Origin of the sequence: Hyphococcus luteus (genome assembly GCF_002943565.1) — a bacterium.
Classification (GTDB): Bacteria; Pseudomonadota; Alphaproteobacteria; order Caulobacterales; family Parvularculaceae; genus Hyphococcus; species Hyphococcus luteus.
Window position 1 is genome coordinate 103465 of the sequence record NZ_PJCH01000010.1, and the last position, 20527, is coordinate 123991.

Consider the following 20527-nt stretch of genomic DNA (forward strand, 5'->3'; position numbering starts at 1 on the left):
GGCAGGAGCGAAGATGAGCGACGCGGAGGCGGCAGGCGAACCAGCGGGACCGGTCGCGCGCATTTTAAAGAATGCGGGCGCGCTGCTTTCCGGCAAGGCCGCGGCCGGGATCCTCAGCCTCGCCTATCTCGCCATCGCGGCGCGCAGCCTCGGGCCGGCGGCGATGGGCGCGCTCGTGCTCGCCCACGCCTATGCCGAGGTCGTGGCCGGGCTCGCCCGTTTCCAGTCCTGGCAGGCGGTGATCCGCTTCGGCGCGCCGATGCTGAAGACCGGCGACGAGGCGCGGTTCAAGGATCTCCTGCGCTATACGATCCGTCTCGACATCATCAGCGCGGTCGCTTCCGTTGTTGTGGCGCTGGCGGCCGCGCCTTTCGCGGCCCGGGCCTTCGGCTGGTCCGACGATATTCGCGGGCTCATCACCGTCTATTGTTTCGCAACGCCGTTTTTGATCGCCGCGACGCCGACCGGCGTCCTCAGGCTTTACGACCGCTTCAAGATTCTCGGCTGGCAATTGACGCTGATGCCGGCGATCCGCTTTGTCGGCGCGATCGTGCTCTGGGCGACGGGGGCGGGTCTTGGCGCGTTTCTTATCGTGTGGATCGCGTCGGTTTTCGTTTACGGGGGCAGCCTGTGGTTTCTCGGCTGGCGCGAGCTTCAAAAGAAAAAGCTGACGCCGAACCTGACGGGAGCGGCGGCGCAGCCAGCGGACAAGGAATGGCTGCCCTTCATGATCAAGACGAACCTGTCGAGCTCGATCGACCTCATGCACAATCACGTTCCCCTGCTGATTGTCGGGGGCGTCCTAGGCTCGGGCGCGGCGGGGCTTTTCAAGCTCGCCTTTAATCTCGCCAATGTGCTCGCCCAGCCCGTCAACATGTTCAATCAGGCGACCTATCCCGAACTCTCGCGCATCGAGGCGGAAAATGGCGTGCGCGACATGATGAAGACCGCGTTTCGCTCCATCGCCATGGCAGTGCTGATCGCGCTTCCCGTCATCGGGCTTTTTTTCCTGCTGCGCCGGCCGCTGGCTGTCGGCGTCGGGGGGGAGGCGTTCGCCGCCGCCGCGCCCTTAATTGCGCTCATGGCCTTCGCACAAGTGTTCAAGATTACGGCGCTCGGGCTGGAGAGCGCCGTCCTCGCGCGCGGGCGCGCCGGCTGGGCGCTGGGCGCGCAGGCGTCCGGCGCCGCCGCGCATCTGGCGTTTCTCGCTGTCATGCTGACGGCGGTCGGCGTCATCGCTGCTCCCCTCGCCATCATGACCGGCTGGGCGGTGTTGAGCGCGGTGTTATTGGCGGCGTTGTTGAAGGCATAACTGTCATATCATGCGGCAGTGCTAGGCAGAATTTCTAACAGGTTTGAAAAATACAATAGGGCGATTATGCCAAAGGCAGCAAAAATATTTATTGCCGCTTCTGGAATTTTATCTGCCTTTCTTTCGGTCACAAGGGTGCCAACGCCAGAGAAAAAGGAAAAAATAAAAGTGAGCCCTATAGAAGACCTGTCTAATTCAATGACATTTAGCGGCGACAAAAGAAATATCGCTGCGAGCACCATTAAGAAGCTTGTGAAAATTCCGCTAATTGGAGATGAGCTGTATTTTGCGCTAGTTGTATAAAATGGCATGATCATCACTATGAAAGAGGTTAGCATGAGTGATTCCGCTGAAGAAATTTTTAGATTTAAACCAAAAGGCAATGTGTTTAGCCAAATAAATGCTCTATTGCTAAAAGCGATATAAGCATCAACGATAGTTTGAATTGCGTCAGCGGTGCTGACAACTTCTGCTCGTTGAAGCAAAGCTAATATCGCAATTGTAGTAGTAATCCCGAAAAATATCTTGCTGAAAAGAAAGCGGAAAATCATAGTTTCGTGCCCCCGCATGCCCCGACTAAAGTGAAACAAGTAAAGAAAGCCATTGCAAGTAATATTTAGCGCCTTAAGCCCCCGCCTTCTGCGCAAAACTCCACGCCAGCGCGGCCAGGGGCTGCACTTGCGCGCCCATTTCTTTCGCGGCCGGCGACGACGCGTTGCCCTGCAGCGAGCGGGCATAAACGCCCTGAATGATCGAGGCGAGACGGAACATGTTGTAGGCGAGGCAGAAATCGACGTCGGGCACGCCGTCGCGGCCCGTCTTCGCCGAATAGTGTGCGACCGCCTCGTCGATGGTCGGCAATCCTTGCGCTTCGAGGTCGACGCCCAACAGCCCGCCGCGCACCGATTTCGGCATGTGCCAGACCATCAGGAAATAGGTGAAATCGGCGAGGGGGTGACCGAGAGTCGACAGCTCCCAATCAAGAATCGCCAGCACTTTCGGCTCCGTCGGGTGCATGATCGCATTGTCGAAACGATAGTCGCCATGAACGATGGCGTTGGCGTCGTCGGAGGGGATCGCGGTCGGCAGCCACTCAATGAGATTGTTCATCTCCTCGATGGGGCTCGTCTCCGCCGCTTCATATTGTTTCGACCAGCGTCCGATCTGGCGCTCGAAATAATTGCCGGGCTTGCCGTAATCGCCGAGGCCAGCCTTTTCGTAATCCACATTGTGCAGGTCCGCGAGTGTGTCGATGAGGGCGTGAAACAGCGGCTTGCGGTCTTCTTTTTCGACGTCCGGCAGGCTCGCATCCCAGAAGATGCGGCCCTCTACGAAATCCATGATGAAGAACGGCGTGCCGACCACCTCAGAGTCTTCGCACAGCGCATAGGTTTTCGGCACGGGGAAGTCTTGCGTTCCGAGCGCCGTCATCACCTTGTATTCGCGTTCGACTGCATGGGCGGAGGGCAACAGCTTGCCCGGCGGCTTGCGGCGCAAGACATATTTTTTCGTCGGCGTCGTGATGAGATAGGTCGGATTCGACTGGCCGCCCTTGAACTTCTTGACCGAGAGCGGCCCCGCATAGCCGTCGACGTTCTCGCGCATATAGGCGTCGAGCGCGCCTTCGTCGAATTTCAGATGTTCCGGCGTGTCGCCAAGTCCGGTGAAGTCTTCTGCTTCGGTCACGGCGTTTCCCTGTCTGTTTTATGCGGCGCGGAAATGGTCGAGGATCATGAGCCCGCCGATAATAACAAATCCGGCGCCGGCGATAAGCTTCAATGGCAGTGCGGAGAGCCATTTGTCCGCCGCCGCCCCGGCGAGCACCGCCAGCCCCGTCGCGGCGATCAGCGCCAGCGCCGCTGCTGAAAACACCATCAGCTTCGACTTGCCGCCGTCGCTTGCGAAAAGGACGGTCGCCAGCTGGGTCTTATCGCCGAGTTCGGCGAGGAAAACGGTGACGAAGATCGAGAGAAAGGCTGTCATTTTATGGTTCCCAGTTTTTTGTGGAAATCGAAAAAGGCTTCTAGCACGCGGTCCGGCGCTTCCGTATGCGGATAATGGCCGATGTCTTCGAGAAGGACTGCGTCGGCGTTCGGGACCTGTTCGAGATAATAGTCGTAAAGATGTTTGCCCGAGACCGGGTCCATGCCGCCGTCGATGAGACGCAAAGGAACGGACGCGTCTTGCAAGGCGCCGACCCAGCGCGCGCGCAGAGCATGGCGTTCGGGAATGTAATGCAACAGCTTGTGCAGGATTTTGCGGCCCTTGTTCTCGTTGATCAGCGCCCAATGGCCGTCGATTTCCTCGTCGGAGGCTTTGGTGTCGGGTCCGAAAATCTTGTCGAAGGTCGCGCGGAATTTCTCTTTCGTCATCATCATGCCGAGGAGGGGGCCGAGCGGGGAAAGCCCGAGTTTCTGGATCGGCCGCGCGCGGTGCTGTTCGGGAAAGAGCCCGCCGTTCAAAAACACCATGGACTTCAACGCGAAGCTCAAAGAGCGTTCATTATGGCGCGCCAGCAATTCCTGGCCGACCGTGTCGCCATAGTCGTGGACGAAAAGATGCGCCTCGCCGGCGCCCATGCGTTCGAGCAGCGCTTCTTGAATATCCGCTTGATCGAGGATCGAATAATTGACGTTCGCCGGTTTGTCCGAAAGCCCGAAGCCGAGCATGTCGAGGGCGGCGAGATTGAAATGCGGTTCGAGATCGAGCCACAGCGCCGACCAGTCCCAGGATGAGGTGGGGTAGCCGTGGATGAGGAGGAGCCAGGGCTTTTGCGGGTCGGGATTGTCCGGCGTCCAGCAGGCGATGCGATGCCCCGCCCAGGGGTTGAACCGCGCGGCCTTGCGCCATTCTTCAAGCGCGATCACGCGGGCGTCTCCGCGTCCCGTCTTTCAAGCGCGCGCCAGCCGATATCCTTGCGGTAAAACCCGTCCGGCCAGTCGATGGCGGCGATCCCGGCATAGGCGCGCGCCACCGCCTCTTCGATGTCATGGCCGGTGGCGGTGACGTTTAAAACGCGTCCGCCGTTTGAGAGAAGTTTGCCATCTTCCTCTTTCGTGCCGGCGTGAAAGACAACGACGCCGGACAGTTCGTTCGCCGTCTCGACGCCTTTGATCTCGGTCCCTTTCTCATAAGCGCCGGGATAGCCTTGTGCGGCCATGACGACGAGGGCGGCGGCGTCTTCAGACCAGTCTAACGTCGCGCCTTTGAGATCGCCGGTCGCGGCCTTGTAGAGGACGGGCAGGAGATCGCTTTTAAGGCGGCGCATCAGGATCTGGCATTCGGGATCGCCGAAGCGCGCATTGAACTCCACAAGGCGCGGGGCCTCGTCCTCGATCATCAGTCCGGCGTAAAGAACGCCCACATAAGGCGTTCCGCGGTTTTTCATTTCCGCGACCACGGGCTCGATGATTTCCTTCATCGTCCGTTCACGGACTTTGTCGGTGAAGACCGGCGCCGGGGAATAGGCGCCCATGCCGCCGGTGTTCGGGCCCTTGTCGCCGTCATAGGCGCGCTTGTGGTCCTGGGCTCCGATCATCGGCAGGATGTTTTCGCCGTCCGTGATCGCGAAGAAGCTCGCTTCTTCGCCGCGCATGAATTCCTCGATGACGATGGCCGCGCCCGCCTCGCCGAACTTGCCGCCGAGCATCTCGTCAACAGCGACGTCGGCCTCTTCAAGCGTTTCGGCGATGACGACGCCCTTGCCGGCGGCGAGCCCGTCGGCCTTGATGACGTAAGGCGCAGTCTGGCCGCGCAGAAACGCCTTGGCGGGCTCTGGCGTTTCGAATCGTCCGTAGCCGGCTGTGGGCGCGCCGGCGGCGCTCGCGACCTCTTTCATGAAGCTTTTGGAGGATTCGAGCTGCGCGGCCGCTTTTCCCGGCCCGAAGCAGGCGACGTCTTTTTTTTCGCGCAGCAAATCGCCGAGCCCAGCGGCGAGGGGGGCTTCCGGCCCCACCACAACCAGATCCACGGCGTTTTCGGCGGCGAAATCAGCGATCGCCTCAAGCTCGCCGTCTCCAAACGTCAATTTTTCGCCAAGGTGATTGAGCCCCGCGCCGCCAGGCGCCAGATAGAGCTTTGACAATTCCGGGCTTTGCGCGATTTTCCAGGCCAGCGCATGTTCCCGGCCGCCGCCGCCAACCAACAGGACTTTCACTTGGGCGTTCTCCGTTTTTCGTCACTCGCGTTTAAGCGCCCCAGTTCCCGGGATCAACGGCTTCGCGATCAACGGGCTCGCGATCACCGCCCTGACGGCTGTCTTCCTATTGCATGACCGAATCTGGGGAAAAACCGGCCCCGCCGGAAAAGGCGAAACCCGCGCCCGCCAAGGGCGGCGCGCTGGCGGCGCTGCGCCGTTTCTGGCTGCGGGTTTACGGGCCCTGGGGGCGCGCCAGCGGGCGCTTTATCGACTATCTCGGGGCCACCGACCGGCGCCAGCGCGCCGCCTCGATTACCCTGGCGCTCGCCATCAACCTCATCGTCCTGACGCTCCTGTCGGCTTTCGCCCGGGTGCGGATCTGGATCCCCAATGCGCCGAGCGACACCATTCAGGTGACGCTGGTGGAGCCTTTGCCCTTCGAGATCGATCTGCGCGATCCGGACCTCGAGCCGGCGCCGGAGCCGGAAGAGGAAGAGATTGAGCCCGAACCGGAGCCCGAGCCGGAAATCGTCGAGGAGCCGGAGCCCGAACCCGAGCCCGAACCGGAACCGGCGCCCGAACAGGAGCCGGAAACCCCCGAGCCTGAGCCCGAGCCCGAAGTCATCGAAGAGCCAGAGCCTGAACCAGAGCCCGAGCCGGAGATCGTCGAACTCGAACCGGAGCCCGAACTCGCCGAGGAGCCGGCGCCGGAACCCGCCGAGCCCGAAGAGCCGGAGCTCAATCTCGATCTCGAACCGCAATTCGCGCCGCCGCCGGAAGAACTGGCGCCGCTGATCCCCGACGCCGCGCCCGAGGCGGCGGCGGATGACCTCGCGCCCGAGCCCGAACAAGAACCGCAGGCGCCCGAAGAGGAAGCCGATGAGCCGCTCGTCTCGGTCGAGGAAGAGCAAGCCTCGCCGGAATCGGGCCTTGAAGAGATCCCCGGGGACGATGAAACCGAAGGCGAGGACGCCGCGCTTGAGCAAAGCGAGGGCGAAGAGCCTGAGCTGGAGGAGGTTCCGCTCGCTGAAGAGCCGCTGGCCGAAGCCCCGTCCGATACTCCGTCCGATGCGGAAATCACCGGCGACGACATGTTCGATCAGGAGCCGAGCTTCGGCGGGCGCACCTTCGTCATGCCGCGCGTGCAGTTGCCGACAGCGGAGCTGCCCGCGCCCGGCGAGGCGCCGCCGGGAGAGGCGGCGATCCTGCCCGGCGATTCCGGCGTGGTGGCGATCTTCTGCCCCGAGGAATTCACCGACGAGGAAAAACAGAAGGAATGCGCCGGCCGGCCCGAAATCCGCTCCGGCTGGACCCCGGGCTCCAGCGGCGAGGACTGGTCGAAAGCGACGGAGCTCTTAAAGCGCGAGCGCGCCGACGGCGTCACGGGGCCGACTATCGGTCCCGCTGCCGCCGGGATCGAGGCCCGGCGCGAGGACCGGTTGCTTGAGGATTTGCGCGATCCGCGCCGCAGTCAGGACAGCGTCAACAACCTGCCCGATGCGGGCGACGACAATCTCATGCGCGGCGTCGAGGGCAACCGGCCGAATATCGGCCCGGCGCCCTTCGAGCCCTCCTGGACCCTGCGCGAGGACGGCGAATTGTCACAGGAAGACATCGAAAAGCTCGAAAGGGAGCTTAAAGAGGCCGAAGAGAACAACTAGTCTCCATGGAGATGATTGGCGCCGTCTATGCAGGGGCCTATATGAGTTTTTTGGTATTCAGTTGAGGTTTTCCATGCTCGAGAAAATCGGGATCGCCTCCCTTGTCATCCTTGTCGCATCCGAAAGCTTCGCCTTTTCCGAAGCGGTTTTATGGGCGCTCGCCGCCTTCATGCATCTCGGCAAGTTGATGCAGGAAGGAACTTTCGCGCTCGCCGCCGTCATCGGTCTCGCTTCGGGCTGGTGGATCCTGCAATCGGCGCTCGCCAACCGCGAGAGCTAATTCTTTCGTCACCGCCTAAAAAAATCGCTCCAAACGCCGGGATGGCTGTTTGGAGCGATCTTCTCCCCCGCGTCCGCGGGGCGTTAAAGCGCGGCGATCTCCGGATAGGTTTTCCGGCCGCCGATCCAGGCGTTCTTGAAGAGCGCGCCGGCGTATTTCGCCGCCGATTTATCGCCCTCGCGCTTGTAGGTTTCGGTAAGCCCGTAAAGCACCCAGGCATTGTTGGGCGACTCGGTCAGCGCTTCGAGGAAGAGCTGTTCGGCGCGTTCGATATCGCCGGCCTGCAGCACCATCCCGGCGAGCGTCTGCTTCGCCGGATAATACCAGAAAGGCGGCTCCGTATAGGGAAGCGCCTCCTGCAGGGCGACGGCTTCTTCCATGGATTCGACTGCCGTGCTGAAATCGCCTTCAGCCGCGCTCGCCCGGGCGATGACCGTAAGGCGGGCGATGTTGAGAATATCCGTAGCCGGAACGCCGCCTTCCACAAGCGCGGAAAGGTCGGCTTCGGCGACCAGTTTCGAAATGGCTTCGGCTTCTTTCATGGCGGCGTCGGCGTCGCCGAGTTTCGCGTAAGCCTCGCCGCGCGCATAAAGCCATGCGCCTTTAAGGAAGGGCGAGCCTTCGCCCGGCGCGTCCAGCTGTAGAATGTCGGCCGGATCGCCGAACTGCACCATGGTGAAATAAGGCGCCGCCTTGATCGGCTGCACCCAGGGCGCAGCCGACGCCATTTCGGCGGGAAGCTTTTCGTCGAGCCGTTCGGCCATGGACAGCGCGGTGGCGCCGTCGCCGGCCATTTGCGCCGAGGTCATCGCGAAATGGATGTTGTGCGTGTAATAGCCGTACTCATAGAGCATCGAGGCGTCGGCCGTGTCGAGATAGGCCTGATCGATGTCGACAGCACGGATATTGTGCTCCAGCGAGTCCTTGAAACGCCCGACGCGATAGTAAGTGTGCGACGGCATATGCGTGAGGTGGCCGAGGCCCGGCGCGAGGCCCGCCAGCCGGTCCGCATGCTCCGCCGCGCGGTAAGGATTGCGCGAGGCTTCGGTGATGTGGATGTAGAGATGAATCGCCGCAGGCCAGTCGGGATTGCGCGCCAGAACGCCTTCGAGAAGCGAAATCGTGCGCGCGGTGCGGCCCTTCGGCGTGCGGCCGCCGTCGGTCCAGTAATCCCAGGCTTGCGTGTCCATATTGGCTTCCGCCGCGAGCGCGGCGATGAAGTCGTCGTCCGGGTAGTCTTTCACGACGTCGGCCATGGCGTCGGCGAAAGCGTTGTCGAGCTTGGAGCGGTCTTCCGGCTGAACTTCGGCGTAACGATAGCCGAGCGCGTTGATCAGCGCCTGTTCCTTTTCGCTGGCTTTATCGCGCAGCGAGAGCGCTTTGTTGACGGCCTCCCAGGCGGGCGTCACCGCTTCTTCGAACATCGGCGCGTTGATGTTGGGGCCGAGCGCAAAGGCTTCGCCCCAATAGCACATGGCGCAATCGGGATCGATTTCCTGCGCCCGTTTGAACGCCTTCACCGCCTCGCTATGATTGAAGTTGTAGGTATGAGCGAGACCCTGGTCGAACCAGGCCTGGGCTTCCGGCTTCGCCGTCGTGACGGCGTAGCTGATCGCGCCGAGATTGGAGCGCAGCATTGGAACGCCCGTGTCTTTTTCAGCGCCCGATGCGGCGTAGGCCTTGGCGGCGCTGATGAAAAAGGCGCGGCGTTTGGCGAGCCCGTCGGGATTGTCGCCGCAGAGCGTGCGCGCGATCAGCAACGGATTGAGGAACGGCGCAGCCGCTTCCCTGTCGTCCGCCATCCGGGTCTTGAGACTGACGCCGCCAAGGGCGACGGCCGCTGCGGCGGCGCCCAGCAATAATTTGGTTTTCATAAAACTCCCCATGGGTTTCTCGAATATGGTTCGTCGCCGTCCTTTGCGAACGGCGTGTTGCGCGCTGCCTAGGCCGGGGCCCTGCGCAAGAACACTGACTTTGGTTAGGGTCCGGCGCCGCAATTCGGCGGATCGTTCTAAGTCCCAGCCCCGCCGCGCCGCTTATCTGCGCTTCCGAAACATGCTTTAACACGGCCCATGAGTGAAAAGAATATCGGCAATCTCCGCGAATACACGGTTTCCGAGCTTTCCGGCGCGGTCAAACGCACCATCGAGGACACGTTCGGCCTTGTCCGGGTGAAGGGGGAGCTGGGCCGCGTCACCCGCGCCGCCTCGGGCCATGTCTATCTCGACCTGAAAGATGAAAAAGCCGTCATCTCCGGGGTGATGTGGAAGGGCATGGCCGCAAGGCTCGCCATCAAGCCCGAACAGGGGATGGAGGTGGTGGCGACGGGCCGCATGAGCACCTTTCCCGGCCAGTCGCGCTATCAACTGATCATCGATTCGCTCGAACCCGCCGGCGTCGGCGCCCTGATGGCGCTCTTCGAAGAGCGCAAGAAAAAGCTCGCCGCCGAGGGCCTGTTCGCGCCGGAGCGCAAACGGCCGCTGCCTTTCCTGCCGAAAGTGATCGGCGTCGTCACCTCGCCCTCGGGCGCGGTCATTCGCGACATCCTGCATCGCCTGCGCGAGCGCTTCCCCCGCCATGTCATCGTCTGGCCGACCCTCGTCCAGGGACGCGGCGCGGAGGAGAAAATCGTCGAAGCGATCCGCGGCTTCAACGCGCTTCGGCCCGGCGGCGATATTCCGCGTCCGGACGTTCTGATCGTCGCGCGCGGCGGCGGTTCGCTGGAAGACCTCTGGTGCTTCAATGAGGAAATGGTCGCGCGCGCCGCGGCGGCGAGCGAAATTCCGCTGATCTCGGCGGTGGGCCATGAGACAGACACGACCTTGATCGATTACGCGTCGGACAAGCGCGCGCCGACGCCGACCGCGGCGGCGGAATTCGCCGTTCCGGTGCGCGCTGAGCTCTTGGCCGAAGTCCTTAACAAGGAGCGCCGCTTTACCGGCGCCGTGACGCGGATGTTCGAAACCCGGCGTTCGGCGCTTGTCTCCGCCGCGCGCGGGTTGGGGCGACCGGAAGATATTCTGGGCGCGGCGACGCAGCGTCTCGACCGCGCCTCGGACCGGTTGCGCTCGGGGCTTCGCGGCAGGCTCGATACGGCGCTCACCGCTTTGGCGCGCGCCAGCGGACGGCTGACCCCCGGCCTTCTCGCCGCCGGGTTCGGCCAGCGCGAGCATAAGATCGGCGTTCTCTGGTCGCGCATCGAGACCCGCACCGAGCGCATCGTCGCCGACCGGGGCTCGCGGCTTCAGGCCTCGGCGCGGATGCTGGCGGCGGTCTCTTACGAAAGCGTTCTTGAGCGCGGCTTTGCGCTGGTGCGCGCTAAGGACGGGACGCTTTTGCGCCGGGCGGGGGATGCGGCGGAAGGCGCGGGCGGCGAAATCCAGTTCGCCGATGGCGTGCGCGCTGTTCATTTCGATGGGGCCGCGCCTTCAAAAAGCCCGAAAAGTCCCGCAAAATCAGCGTCTCAAAAGGAGACGCCGAAACCGGACGAGGCGGGCAAGCCGCGCCAGCCCCGGCTTTTCGACTAAGCGCCGCTTTGACGAGACGCGCCCCGGCGCGGTAGGAATTCACGAGCGATAAGGAAAGGCGCGAGCGTAAACAGTGAACCCGTTTGACTCCTTCGGTCCCGACGACGAGGCGGTGCTCGATTATGACGACGCCGAGTTTCATGTGGTGAAGCCGGGCGCCTATGTCGTCTGCGCCGTCACCGGCGCGCGCATTTCCCTGAAAGCGCTGCGCTACTGGAATGTGGACAAGCAGGAGCCCTATGCCGACGCCGCCGCGGCGATGAAGGGGTTCGGACTGAAGGGACACGCCGAATGAAAACTGCTTTCGCCGCGCTTATAGCCCTTGCTTTCGCCGCGCCTGCTGTCGCGCAGGACGCGAAGAACACCGATCAAGTTGAAGAAGCGGAAAATCTGCTTCCCCCGGCCGGATCGAAAGTCGGCAATATCTCCGGCGATGACGGCAAAGCCTCGCTCGCCCGCCGCGCCAATTACGCCGAGGCGATGAACGAGGTCGCCGAGCGCCAGAAAGTGTTCGCCGGGGAGCCTGTGCATTTCACCCTGGACGGGTCCTTCGCCCAGGGCGGGCTTCTTTTCGGCCAGACCGAAATCGGCGCGACGGCGAAGCTCGACGGCGATGAGGTGATGGTCGACGATGACGGCCGCTTCATTCTCGGCTTTGGCCGCGATGCGGCGCCGACCGCGCTCCTTGTGGTGACCCTGCCGGACGGAACCGTGGAGCGCCGCGCTATCGAAATCGAGGACCGGGAGTTCCCGACCCAGCGCATTGACGGGCTCGACCAGTCCAAGGTCTCCGGCTTCACCGAAGAGCAGCTCGCCAAGATCGCCAAGGATAGCGCGCTCAAAAAAGCCGCCCGCCAGGAGACGCAGCGCATCGCCGACTGGTCGGTGGGCTTCGACTGGCCGGTGACGGGCCGGATTTCCGGCGTCTTCGGCTCCCAGCGCATTTTGAATGGCGAGCCCAAGCGGCCCCATTCGGGCCTCGACATCGCCGCGCCGGCGGGCACGCCGATTCACGCCCCCGCGCCGGGGATCGTGCGCCTCGCCGAGACCGGCATGTATTTCGAAGGCGGGCTCGTTTTGCTCGACCATGGCCACTGGCTTGAAAGCGCCTTCCTGCACATGTCCCGGATCGACGTGGAGCCGGGCCAGCGGGTGGAAAAAGGCGATGTCATCGGCGCTGTGGGCGCCACGGGCCGCGCCACGGGGCCCCATCTCCACTGGAGCATCAAGTGGAAGGGCATGCTGGTCGACCCCCAGTTGACGCTCGACCCGCTTGAACCGGTGAAAGCCGCGGCTTCCGCCGGAAAATAGGGCGAAAATTCATAACTTTGTAATTGACAATCATTATTAACTGACCCATCTTTTGCGAGCCGGTCGCAATTCTCTGCGCCGGATTGAAGGATCGGGAACGCCCACATGTATGTGTGCATCTGCAACGCGCTGAAGGACCGGGAGCTTTCCGAGGCCGCCAATGACGCGCGCAATGTCGCCGAGGTGTTCCGCCGCTGCGGACGCCGCCCGCAATGCGGCAAGTGCCTTCCCGATGTGGCGCAGATCATCGAAGACGGCCGCGCGGCCGAAAACCCGGCGCCGCTCGCCGCCGAATAAGCCTCCCAGTTGAGAGTCGTTTGCGCCTGAAGGGCGATTTTTTGCGCAAGTGCGAGTCGCTTGCAAAGATTATCCTTGGACGCGCGTGTTCAATCCCTATCCTGCGCAAAGATTCTTTGGCCGCATTTTCTTAACGCGAACCGGCATCCGCTTCGCTTGAAAATGCGGCGGCGATTCAAAAGGAGAGAGATTCCGTGAAAGGCGACCAAAAGGTCATCGATTATCTCAACAAGGCGCTGAAGCTCGAGCTCACCACCGTCAACCAGTATTTCCTGCATGCGCGCATGTTGAAAGACTGGGGCTTCGACCGGCTGGCCAAAGTCGAATATGACGAGTCCATCGATGAAATGAAGCATGCGGACGAATTGATCGAACGCATCCTGTTTCTCGAAGGGCTTCCCAATGTCCAGGATCTCGACAAGGTCTATATCGGTGAAACGGTCAAGGAGATGCTCGAATGCGACCTCAAGGCCGAACAGCGCGCCCATCCGCTTTATAAGGAGGCGATCGCCTATTTCGAGAGCGTCAGCGATTTTGTGAGCCGCGCCATTCTCGTGCGCATCCTCGAATCCGAGGAAGAGCATATCGACCATCTCGAAACCCAGCTCGGCCTGATCGAGAAGGTGGGCGAACAGAACTATCTGCAATCGCAGATGCACAAGCACGACGAATGATGCTGCGCGCCGCCGCTCTCTTGCTGTTCTTTTTCGCCGCCGCCTGCGCGAGCGTCGAGGAGGAGCCGGAAGCCCCGGTCGCGGGCGAGACCGGCGGCATGTGCGGCGGCCTCGCCGGCTTCCAGTGCGAGGCGGAGGGCGATTACTGCGCCATGGCGGCGGGCGCCTGCAAGGACGTGGCGGACGCCTCGGGCGTGTGCACGCCGCGTCCCGAAATGTGCACCATGGAATACCGCCCTGTCTGCGGCTGCGACGGCAAGACCTATGGCAACCCTTGCGGCGCGGCGGCGGCGGGCGTCAGCGTCTCCTATCCGGGGGAATGCGTCGCGGAATAAGCCTCTTCCTTCGGCCACCTTCTGTGGAACCACAGCCACTGGCCGGGATTGGCGCGGATGTCCGCTTCCAGCGCTTCGTTGATTTTCAGGGTCAGCGCCTCGACATCGGCGCCCATATCGCCCGACGGCGTAAAGTCGAGCGGGTCGTGCACCGTAAAGCGGAAATGCGCGCCTTTAAGGCGCACAAGGCTGATCTGGATCACTGGCGTTTCGTATTTCAACGCGAGGCGCGCCGCCGCCGGCGCCGTCATGGCGGGCAGCCCCATGAACGGCACCGAAATCCCGCTATTGAGTTTCTGATCCACCAGCATGGCGAGCGAGCGGCCCTCTTTCAGCGCGTCGACAAGCGCGCGTCCGCCGCGCTTTCCTTTCGGCACCTGGCGGCGCGACATCACCTTGCCGCGCTGCTTGATGATCATCTCGTCCGTCAGCGGATTGTTCGCCGCGCGATAGACGAAACTGTAATCGAGGCCGGCGCGATTGAGGATCGACGGGATCAGCTCCCAATTGGCGAAATGCGGCGCAAAGAGAATGACCGGCTTGCCGCCGGCGATGATCGCGTCGAGCTTTTCCTTGCCGATCATTTCGACGCGGCCGTTTGTTTCGAATTCGCGCAGCTCGCTTAGGTGGACGAACTCCGCCGCCGTGCGCGCGACATTCTCCCAGATGTCTTTCGTGACGGCGCGAACCTTCTCTTCCGGCCAGTCCGGGAAGACAAGGCGCAGATTGTTTTCCGCCTTGCGCGAGACGGGCCGGATCATTGGGCCGACCATTCGCATGGTTTTGCCCGCGACAGCGGAGGCGGCGTCGACGCCCAGAATTTTGAAAAAGCCCGTCAGGCCGAGCGCGGCGGCGTATTCGAGCCGGTGCAGCAGCGTCACCGGCTTGTCGCGCCGCTCGGGCAGCGCGATCGCTTCACTCCCGCTCGGGGCCCGCGCCTCGCTCATGATTGGCCGCCTTCCTCTCCGGGGCTTTTGATAAGACCCGCGAGGCGCTGCTTCAACGCTTCTCTGTCCGAGACCTGCATGGCGACGGGCAGCGCCAGAATATCCTCCCGGAAGGCCGGCGGCAGGCGCACATGGTCCTTTTCCGTGCAGATGAGCCGCGCTTTCTGGCGCGCCGCGTCCTTCATGAGATGCTCAAGTTCGATTTCGGTGAAGGGATGGTGATCGGGAAAGGCGATGCGCCTGGCGAGCGTGAAGCCGGCCTCTTCAAGCGTCCGGAAAAATTTCTCCGGCCGGCCGATCCCCGCAAAGGCGATGACGCGTTCCGGGGCGGGCGCGCCTTCGGCTTCAAGCCAGGCGGCCATGTCGGCGCCGTCAGGTTTTTCCGAAGGCCCGGCTTTTACGGCGACGACAATGTCTGCGCGCGCTTTCGCGCGGGACGGGCTTTCGCGGTAGGGCCCGGCGGGAAACAGCGCGCCGTTGGTCTGCGCGTCTTCTTCGCCGATAAGGAGGATGGAAAGATCCTTGGCGAGACTCGGATTTTGAAAGCCGTCATCCATGATGATGACTTGCGCGCCTGTCTTCGCGGCGCGCCTTGCGCCGGCAGGCCGGTCCCTCGAAACGATGACAGGCCCGTGGCGCGCCAGCAGCAAAGCCTCGTCGCCGACGCTGTAAGCGGTGTGTTTGGCGGGATCGACGGTGAGCGGTCCGCCGAGCGCGCCGCCATAGCCGCGGGTCAGGAAGACGGGGGCGACGCCCGCTTCGCGCAAAAGCGCGGCGGCGAGAATCGCAAACGGCGTTTTGCCCGCGCCGCCCAGGGTCGCATTGCCGACGCAGATGACAGGGAGCGACGCTTTCGCCGGTTTCGTCATCGCCCAGCGCAGGCGGTGTCCCGCCTGATAAATCCACGCGGCGGGCGTCAGCAAGGCGGCAAGGGCGCGCGCGGTTGGCGTGTCTGTACGCCAGAACCAGGGCTCGCGCATCATGCGCCCGGTCTCGCCCCCGCTCATGCGGCGGCCACGCTCTTTTCAAGATGCGGGTCGAGCGCCTTGCAGACATCGCCGAGAATGCGTTCGGCCCCGTCTTCGGCCGCTTTCTGCGCCGCCATGGTCATGGCGCTGCGGGTCTTGGCGTCGGCGAAAAGCCGGCGCACGGCGGAGGCGATTTCCCGGTCGTTTCTCACCAGCGCGGCGCCGCCGGTCTTGCGCATTTCGCGATAGGTCTCGACGAAGTTGAAGACATGCGGCCCGTGCAGGATCGCCGCGCCGAGGCGGGCGGGCTCCAGCGGATTGTGTCCGCCCTTGTCCACGAGGCTGCCGCCGACGAAACTGACATTGCACAGCCGGTAGAAAAGCCCGAGTTCGCCCAGCGTGTCGGCGATGTAAATATCCGTATCCGGACCGACCGGATCGCCGGCGGCGCGGCGCGCGGGCTTAAGGCCTTGCGCTTCGCACAGCGCCGCCACGTCGTCCCCGCGCGTCGGGTGGCGCGGCGCGATAATGGTGAGAAGGTCCGGAAACTCCGCCTTCAGCATTTTCGCCGCGGCGAGAATGGTTTCCTCTTCGCGCGGGTGCGTGCTCGCCGCCAGCCAGCGCGTGCGCGGGCCGATTTTGCTTTCGAGATCGGCAAGGGCGGCCTCGTCGGCGGGCAGCGGCGGGGCGGCGTATTTGAGATTGCCGAAAGTCTCGACGCTGCGCCCGGACAGGATCGAGAGGCGCTCGGCGTTTTGCGGATCCTGCGCGACGATGACGTCGAAGGAGGAGAGGATGAAGCGAATGGCGTTGGGCTGGCGGCGCCAGTCCTCGAAGGAGCGCGGCGAGATGCGGCCGTTGACGAGCGCCATGAAGCGGGTTTTCGCGCGCGCCCCGAGAACGAGATTCGGCCAGAATTCCGATTCGACGAAGAGCGCCGCATCGGGTTTCCAGTGATCGAGAAAGGCGTCGACATAGTCCGGATGATCGAGAGGGATGAACTGGTGAAAGGCGCCGGCGGGCAGGCGCTCCTCCATCAGTTTCGCCGAGGTCACGGTGCCTGTGGTGACGAGAAAGGCGCAGTCGGGATGGGCGGCCTTGAGGCGCTCTACCAGCGGCAGGACGGAAAGCGATTCGCCGACGCTCGCGCCATGGATCCAGACCAGCGGTCCGTCGGGGCGGGCGCGGCCCGCATGGCCTTTGCGCTCCTCGATGCGCGCGGGGTCCTCCTTGCCGGCCCTGAGGCGGCGCTTCAGCGCGAAAGAGGCGACGGGCGCGCCGACGCGGCTCACCGTGCGGTAGATTTTAAGGCCAAGGGGTTCGCGGGCGGAAAGGTTCATCGGCGGCGTTCAGTCTTCTTTTCCATCGCGCCGGCCGGCGCATTTCCATTTTGCGCGTTCCGCGCGGGGTTAATCCGTACGTCCCGCGCGCTTGTCCGCCTCTTCGGTCACGGCTTTGAGGGCCGTTTCCAGATCGAGGCGCAGGCGCTCGCGCGTCTCCCCGTCGGCGTCGGCCGGAACGGTAATGGGCGCGCCCGCGACGTAATAGCCTTTTGAAAAGGGCGCGGCCAGCAGGAAGCGGTCCCAGGTGGAAAGCCGCTTGCCCCGGCTTGCGGAATAGGCGGCGGGGACGATCGGCGCGCCCGACATCTGGGCGAGGCGGATGACGCCGGGTTTGACCAGTTCGCCGGGGCCTTTGGGGCCGTCGGGGGTGAAGCCGACGACCGAGCCTTCCGCGAGCGCCGCCGTCATCTGGGCGATGGCCGAGGCGCCGCTCTTGTTCCGGCCGGGTTTGTTCGGGTTGGCCGCCGAGCCGCGGATGAACTCGACGCCGAAGCCGGAAACCCCCCGGGCGATGATTTCCCCGTCGCGATGGGCCGAAATCAGCATGTAGACGGGCCGGTTGGTCTCGCGGCGCACGCTCGCCGCCATCAGGAGCCGCCCGTGCCAGAAGGCGAGGATGACGCCGTTTCCTTCCGCCGCGGCCGCATCGAAATGTTCGAGCCCGACCAGCGTCCAGCGCGAGGTGGCGTGGACGAGGCGGATGTAAAGCCCGATCAGCGCCGCCGCCGCGCGCATCGCGAATCGGCTCTTGAGGAAGCGTTTCAGCATGTCTAGGGCGTTCCTCAATTCCCTCATAGGGTCAATAGCTTGCCTCAAGCGGCGGCGCCCGCGAGAATGCGCGCCCGTCAGTCTCTCAGGAGCGCGCGCTTGGCCGATCCATCGCCCGACTCATCATCGCTCGATCCCCATGTCTCGACCCGCATCCTCGCCGGGCGGCTGTGGCGGGGCTATCTCGCGCGCTACTGGCCGGGGCTGGCCTTGGCGCTCGCCGCCATGGCGGTCTATTCCGGCGCGCAAGCCGGGTTCGCTTTCTCCGTCGAGTGGATTTTCGGCGGGCTTTCGGGAGAAGAAGGCGCGCCCTCGCTTGGCGCCGTGGCGCGCTTTGCGCCGGTGATCATTATCGGGCTCGCTGTTGTCTATTCGGCGAGCCTTTACGTCTCGACGCGGCTCACCGCGCGCGCGGCCCTGTCTGCGCTCAGGGACATGCAGAACGACATGTTCGACAAAATGACCGCCCTCGATTTCGCGCAGCTTCGGGGGCAGGTCGCGGGCCAGTATATGGCGCGCTTCACCAACGACGTGACGGTGCTGCGCGAAACGCTCACCCGCGCAGCGAAAGGCGTGCGCGATGCGGTGACCTTCGCGGGGCTCTGCGCGGTGATGATCTATTACGACGCCGTTCTCTTCGCCGCCGTCATCGTCATCTATGCGCTGGTCGGCGTCTTCGTGGCGCGCATCGGCAAGCTGTTGCGCTCGGCCTCGCGCAAGGCGCAGGAGCAGGCGGGCGACTTGACGGCGCTGATCGGCGAAAGCGTTTCCGGCGCGCGCATGGTGAAGACCTATCAGATCGAACCCTTGGAGCGCGCGCGGGCGAGCGCCGCCTTTGACGAGCGTTTGTCGGTGCTGCTCAAAATGGCTTACACGCGCGCGCTCAACGAGCCGGTGATCTTCGTCGCCGGCGCCGCGGCGATCGCGGTCATCATCGCCGTCGTCGCCGCGCGCATCGGCGCCGGCGCCACGAGCTTTTCCGAATTCGCCGGTTTCCTGACGGCGCTTGTCATGCTCTCGCAACCCGGGCGGGGCCTCGGGACCTTGAACGCCGTGGTGCAGGAAGGCTTCGGTGCCTTCGAGCGGATCCTGTCGCTGATCGACGCGGAGCCGGCGGTGAAAACCGCGCCGGACGCCTTCGACCTGCCCCCGGGGCCGGGGGCGATCCGCTTCGAGAATGTGTCTTTTGCTTACGCGGACGGGTCGAAAGCGGTGGCGGGCGTCACCCTCGACATTCCGGCGGGCAAGATGGTGGCGCTCGTCGGCGCCTCGGGCGCGGGCAAGTCGACGCTGATGAATCTCCTGCCGCGGCTTTACGAACCGGGCGAGGGGCGCATCCTCATCGACGGCGAAGACATTGCGGAGGTGACGCTCAGGAGCTTGCGCGCGCGCATGGCGCTCGTGTCTCAGGAGGCGGTGCTGTTCAACATGTCGGCGCTCGAAAACATCGCCTTCGGTAATCCGGCGGCGTCGCGCGCCGACATCATTCGCGCGGCGGAGAATGCGGCGGCGAATGACTTCATCGCGCAATTGCCGAATGCCTATGACACGCCGCTGGGCGAGGGCGGCGCCAATCTCTCCGGCGGCCAGCGCCAGCGCGTGGCGCTCGCGCGCGCCTTTTTGAAAGACGCGCCGATCCTGCTTTTAGACGAGGCGACCTCGGCCCTCGACGCAGAGTCTGAAGCGAAAATTCAGGACGCGCTGAAACGCCTGACGCAAGGCCGCACGACCCTCGTCATCGCCCACCGCCTCTCGACCGTCAAAGACGCCGACATGATCGTCGTTATGGACAAGGGCCGCATCGTCGAGACCGGCACCCATGACGAGCTTGTGGAGCGCCAGGGCGCCTATGCGCGGCAGGCGGCGTTGCAGTTGGTTTGATGCGTAAGATGATGGACGCCACGGTCGAGCCGTGGCGAGTCGCTTGTGGCGCACGCCAAACCCATCCCCAACCGATTCCCCACGCTTTAAGCGTGGGGTCCAGTGATCACTCCCGCCGCAAAACCACTTCCGTCAGGAAATCGCCCCAGCCTTTGGAGCGGTAGGAAGCTTTCAGCGCTGCCGGGTCGTAGACATTGTTGACCCAATCGAAAAATCCGTCCACGTCGGAAAGGGAAACGCCTTTTTCCTTCGCATAAGTCATGTAGTTGTCGAAAGCGGCGTCGATAACGCCCGTCTTGCCGGCTTTGACATGGCCGTATTTGAAGGAAAGCTGGTCGAGGGCTTCGTCTAAAGGAACGTCTTCATGAAAGAAGAGAAATAAGGACGCCATCAGCCCCGCACGGTCTGCGCCGGACTTGCAGTGCATGATGGCGGGATATTCGATCTCGTCGAACAGCGCCCGCGCGCCATGGAGAATCTCCTTTGACGGCGCCTCGCGGGAATAAACGCGGAAATTGACGAGCCGCATCCCCAGCCGCTTGCAGGCTTCCTCTTCGAGAAAAAGCTGGCCCGTTGGTTTGGGGCCGCGCAGATTTATGACGGTTTTGACGCCCTTCTCCGCCCAGCGCTCCAGATGTTTCGGCGAGGGCTGATAGGTGCGCCACATCTTGCCCGGCGCGATCTCGTGGGAATTGTCATAGACCGTGCGCAAAAACCCATGATCGCCGAGCATCAGCGCGCGAAAGGCGCGCTTCCGGCCCTTCGGCGTTTCGAATTCCTCGCGGGAAAAGGGCGCGGCCACGGGCCTTTAGAACTTTCCGTCGCCGTCCGGGTCCAGAAGCTTGTGCATATGGACGATGAAATAGCGCATATGCGCGTTGTCGACAGTCCTTTGCGCTTTGGCGCGCCAGGCTTTTTCCGCCGAGGCGTAATCCGGGAAAACGCCGACGATGTCGAGCTTGTCGAGATCGCGGAATTTCACCTCTTCGAGATTTTCCAACTCGCCGCCGAAGACGAGATGCAGGAGTTGCTGATCGCTCATGAGTGGCTCCGTTTTAAGTTATGAGCTTTTGGAGGGCGAGGCG

Annotated in this window: 22 protein-coding genes; 10 read left to right on the forward strand and 12 right to left on the reverse strand. The window is 63.3% G+C overall.

Annotation, left to right across the window (positions count from 1 at the left end):
• Nucleotides 1-13 precede the first annotated feature (13 nt).
• Entirely contained in the window at nt 14-1312 is a 1299-nt protein-coding gene (locus CW354_RS13560; RefSeq protein WP_104830631.1) for a lipopolysaccharide biosynthesis protein, read from the forward strand.
• An 8-nt stretch (nt 1313-1320) separates the two neighbouring features.
• Here CW354_RS13560 and CW354_RS13565 read toward each other — a convergent pair whose 3' ends face one another.
• The 5 genes from CW354_RS13565 to purD all read right to left on the reverse strand — a co-directional run bounded on the left by CW354_RS13565 (nt 1321) and on the right by purD (nt 5468).
• Nucleotides 1321-1863, reverse strand: coding sequence for a hypothetical protein (locus CW354_RS13565; protein ID WP_104830632.1), 543 nt, complete (start codon nt 1861-1863; stop codon nt 1321-1323).
• 73 nt (nt 1864-1936) lie between these two features.
• Nucleotides 1937-2998, reverse strand: coding sequence for a phosphotransferase family protein (locus CW354_RS13570; RefSeq protein WP_207764810.1), 1062 nt, complete (start codon nt 2996-2998; stop codon nt 1937-1939).
• An 18-nt stretch (nt 2999-3016) separates the two neighbouring features.
• Nucleotides 3017-3295, reverse strand: a complete 279-nt coding sequence (locus CW354_RS13575; protein ID WP_104830633.1) for a TMEM165/GDT1 family protein — start codon at nt 3293-3295, stop codon at nt 3017-3019.
• Nucleotides 3292-4179: an alpha/beta fold hydrolase gene (locus CW354_RS13580; RefSeq protein ID WP_104830634.1), complete on the reverse strand. Its 888-nt coding sequence runs from the start codon at nt 4177-4179 to the stop codon at nt 3292-3294. Before CW354_RS13580 ends, CW354_RS13575 begins: the two co-directional genes overlap by 4 nt.
• Nucleotides 4176-5468 (reverse strand): phosphoribosylamine--glycine ligase, encoded by a 1293-nt coding sequence (purD, locus tag CW354_RS13585; RefSeq protein ID WP_104830635.1) that lies wholly within the window; start codon nt 5466-5468, stop codon nt 4176-4178. The genes CW354_RS13580 and purD overlap by 4 nt, the downstream gene beginning before the upstream one ends.
• 113 nt (nt 5469-5581) lie before the next feature.
• Here purD and CW354_RS23685 point away from each other — a divergent pair, with 113 nt between their 5' ends.
• On the forward strand, nt 5582-7111 hold the full coding sequence (locus CW354_RS23685) for a hypothetical protein (RefSeq protein WP_207764811.1): 1530 nt from the start codon (nt 5582-5584) through the stop codon (nt 7109-7111).
• Between the two features lie 73 nt (nt 7112-7184).
• Complete coding sequence (locus CW354_RS13595) at nt 7185-7391, forward strand: hypothetical protein (RefSeq protein WP_104830636.1); 207 nt, start codon at nt 7185-7187, stop codon at nt 7389-7391.
• Nucleotides 7392-7474: 83 nt separating this feature from the next.
• On the opposite strand, the gene CW354_RS13600 is transcribed toward CW354_RS13595, so the two are convergent.
• Nucleotides 7475-9265 carry a tetratricopeptide repeat protein gene (locus CW354_RS13600; protein ID WP_165793708.1) on the reverse strand — a complete coding sequence of 597 codons (1791 nt, stop codon included), beginning with the start codon at nt 9263-9265 and terminating at the stop codon, nt 7475-7477.
• A 198-nt stretch (nt 9266-9463) separates the two neighbouring features.
• Here CW354_RS13600 and xseA point away from each other — a divergent pair, with 198 nt between their 5' ends.
• The 6 genes from xseA to CW354_RS13630 all read left to right on the forward strand — a co-directional run bounded on the left by xseA (nt 9464) and on the right by CW354_RS13630 (nt 13535).
• The gene (gene xseA / locus CW354_RS13605) at nt 9464-10918 is read left to right on the forward strand and encodes an exodeoxyribonuclease VII large subunit (RefSeq protein WP_104830638.1); all 1455 of its coding nucleotides are present in this window, start codon (nt 9464-9466) and stop codon (nt 10916-10918) included.
• A gap of 112 nt (nt 10919-11030) precedes the next feature.
• The gene (locus tag CW354_RS13610; RefSeq protein WP_423793532.1) at nt 11031-11213 is read left to right on the forward strand and encodes a DUF2093 domain-containing protein; all 183 of its coding nucleotides are present in this window, start codon (nt 11031-11033) and stop codon (nt 11211-11213) included.
• Nucleotides 11210-12229 (forward strand): M23 family metallopeptidase, encoded by a 1020-nt coding sequence (locus CW354_RS13615; protein ID WP_104830640.1) that lies wholly within the window; start codon nt 11210-11212, stop codon nt 12227-12229. Before CW354_RS13610 ends, CW354_RS13615 begins: the two co-directional genes overlap by 4 nt.
• Nucleotides 12230-12334: 105 nt before the next feature.
• On the forward strand, nt 12335-12526 hold the full coding sequence (locus tag CW354_RS13620; protein WP_104830641.1) for a (2Fe-2S)-binding protein: 192 nt from the start codon (nt 12335-12337) through the stop codon (nt 12524-12526).
• Nucleotides 12527-12720: 194 nt separating this feature from the next.
• A complete protein-coding gene (gene bfr, locus CW354_RS13625) occupies nt 12721-13200 on the forward strand; it encodes a bacterioferritin (RefSeq protein ID WP_104830642.1) in 480 nt (159 codons plus the stop codon).
• Entirely contained in the window at nt 13197-13535 is a 339-nt protein-coding gene (locus CW354_RS13630) for a Kazal-type serine protease inhibitor family protein (protein WP_104830643.1), read from the forward strand. Before bfr ends, CW354_RS13630 begins: the two co-directional genes overlap by 4 nt.
• Here CW354_RS13630 and CW354_RS13635 read toward each other — a convergent pair.
• The 4 genes from CW354_RS13635 to CW354_RS13650 form a co-directional block, all read right to left on the reverse strand.
• Complete coding sequence (locus CW354_RS13635; RefSeq protein ID WP_104830644.1) at nt 13508-14482, reverse strand: lysophospholipid acyltransferase family protein; 975 nt, start codon at nt 14480-14482, stop codon at nt 13508-13510. The two genes, CW354_RS13630 and CW354_RS13635, sit on opposite strands and share 28 nt — an antisense overlap.
• Nucleotides 14479-15489, reverse strand: a complete 1011-nt coding sequence (gene lpxK / locus CW354_RS13640; RefSeq protein WP_207764812.1) for a tetraacyldisaccharide 4'-kinase — start codon at nt 15487-15489, stop codon at nt 14479-14481. The genes CW354_RS13635 and lpxK overlap by 4 nt, the downstream gene beginning before the upstream one ends.
• Nucleotides 15486-16790: a 3-deoxy-D-manno-octulosonic acid transferase gene (locus CW354_RS13645; RefSeq protein ID WP_104830645.1), complete on the reverse strand. Its 1305-nt coding sequence runs from the start codon at nt 16788-16790 to the stop codon at nt 15486-15488. Before CW354_RS13645 ends, lpxK begins: the two co-directional genes overlap by 4 nt.
• A gap of 69 nt (nt 16791-16859) precedes the next feature.
• Nucleotides 16860-17561, reverse strand: a complete 702-nt coding sequence (locus CW354_RS13650) for a lysophospholipid acyltransferase family protein (protein ID WP_165793709.1) — start codon at nt 17559-17561, stop codon at nt 16860-16862.
• A gap of 99 nt (nt 17562-17660) precedes the next feature.
• On the opposite strand from CW354_RS13650, the gene CW354_RS13655 reads away from it, so the two are divergent.
• A complete protein-coding gene (locus CW354_RS13655; protein WP_133162310.1) occupies nt 17661-19442 on the forward strand; it encodes an ABC transporter ATP-binding protein in 1782 nt (593 codons plus the stop codon).
• Between the two features lie 106 nt (nt 19443-19548).
• On the opposite strand, the gene CW354_RS13660 is transcribed toward CW354_RS13655, so the two are convergent.
• Complete coding sequence (locus CW354_RS13660) at nt 19549-20244, reverse strand: protein tyrosine phosphatase family protein (protein WP_207764813.1); 696 nt, start codon at nt 20242-20244, stop codon at nt 19549-19551.
• A gap of 6 nt (nt 20245-20250) precedes the next feature.
• On the reverse strand, nt 20251-20484 hold the full coding sequence (locus CW354_RS13665) for a DUF4170 domain-containing protein (RefSeq protein WP_104830648.1): 234 nt from the start codon (nt 20482-20484) through the stop codon (nt 20251-20253).
• Nucleotides 20485-20527: the final 43 nt, after the last annotated feature.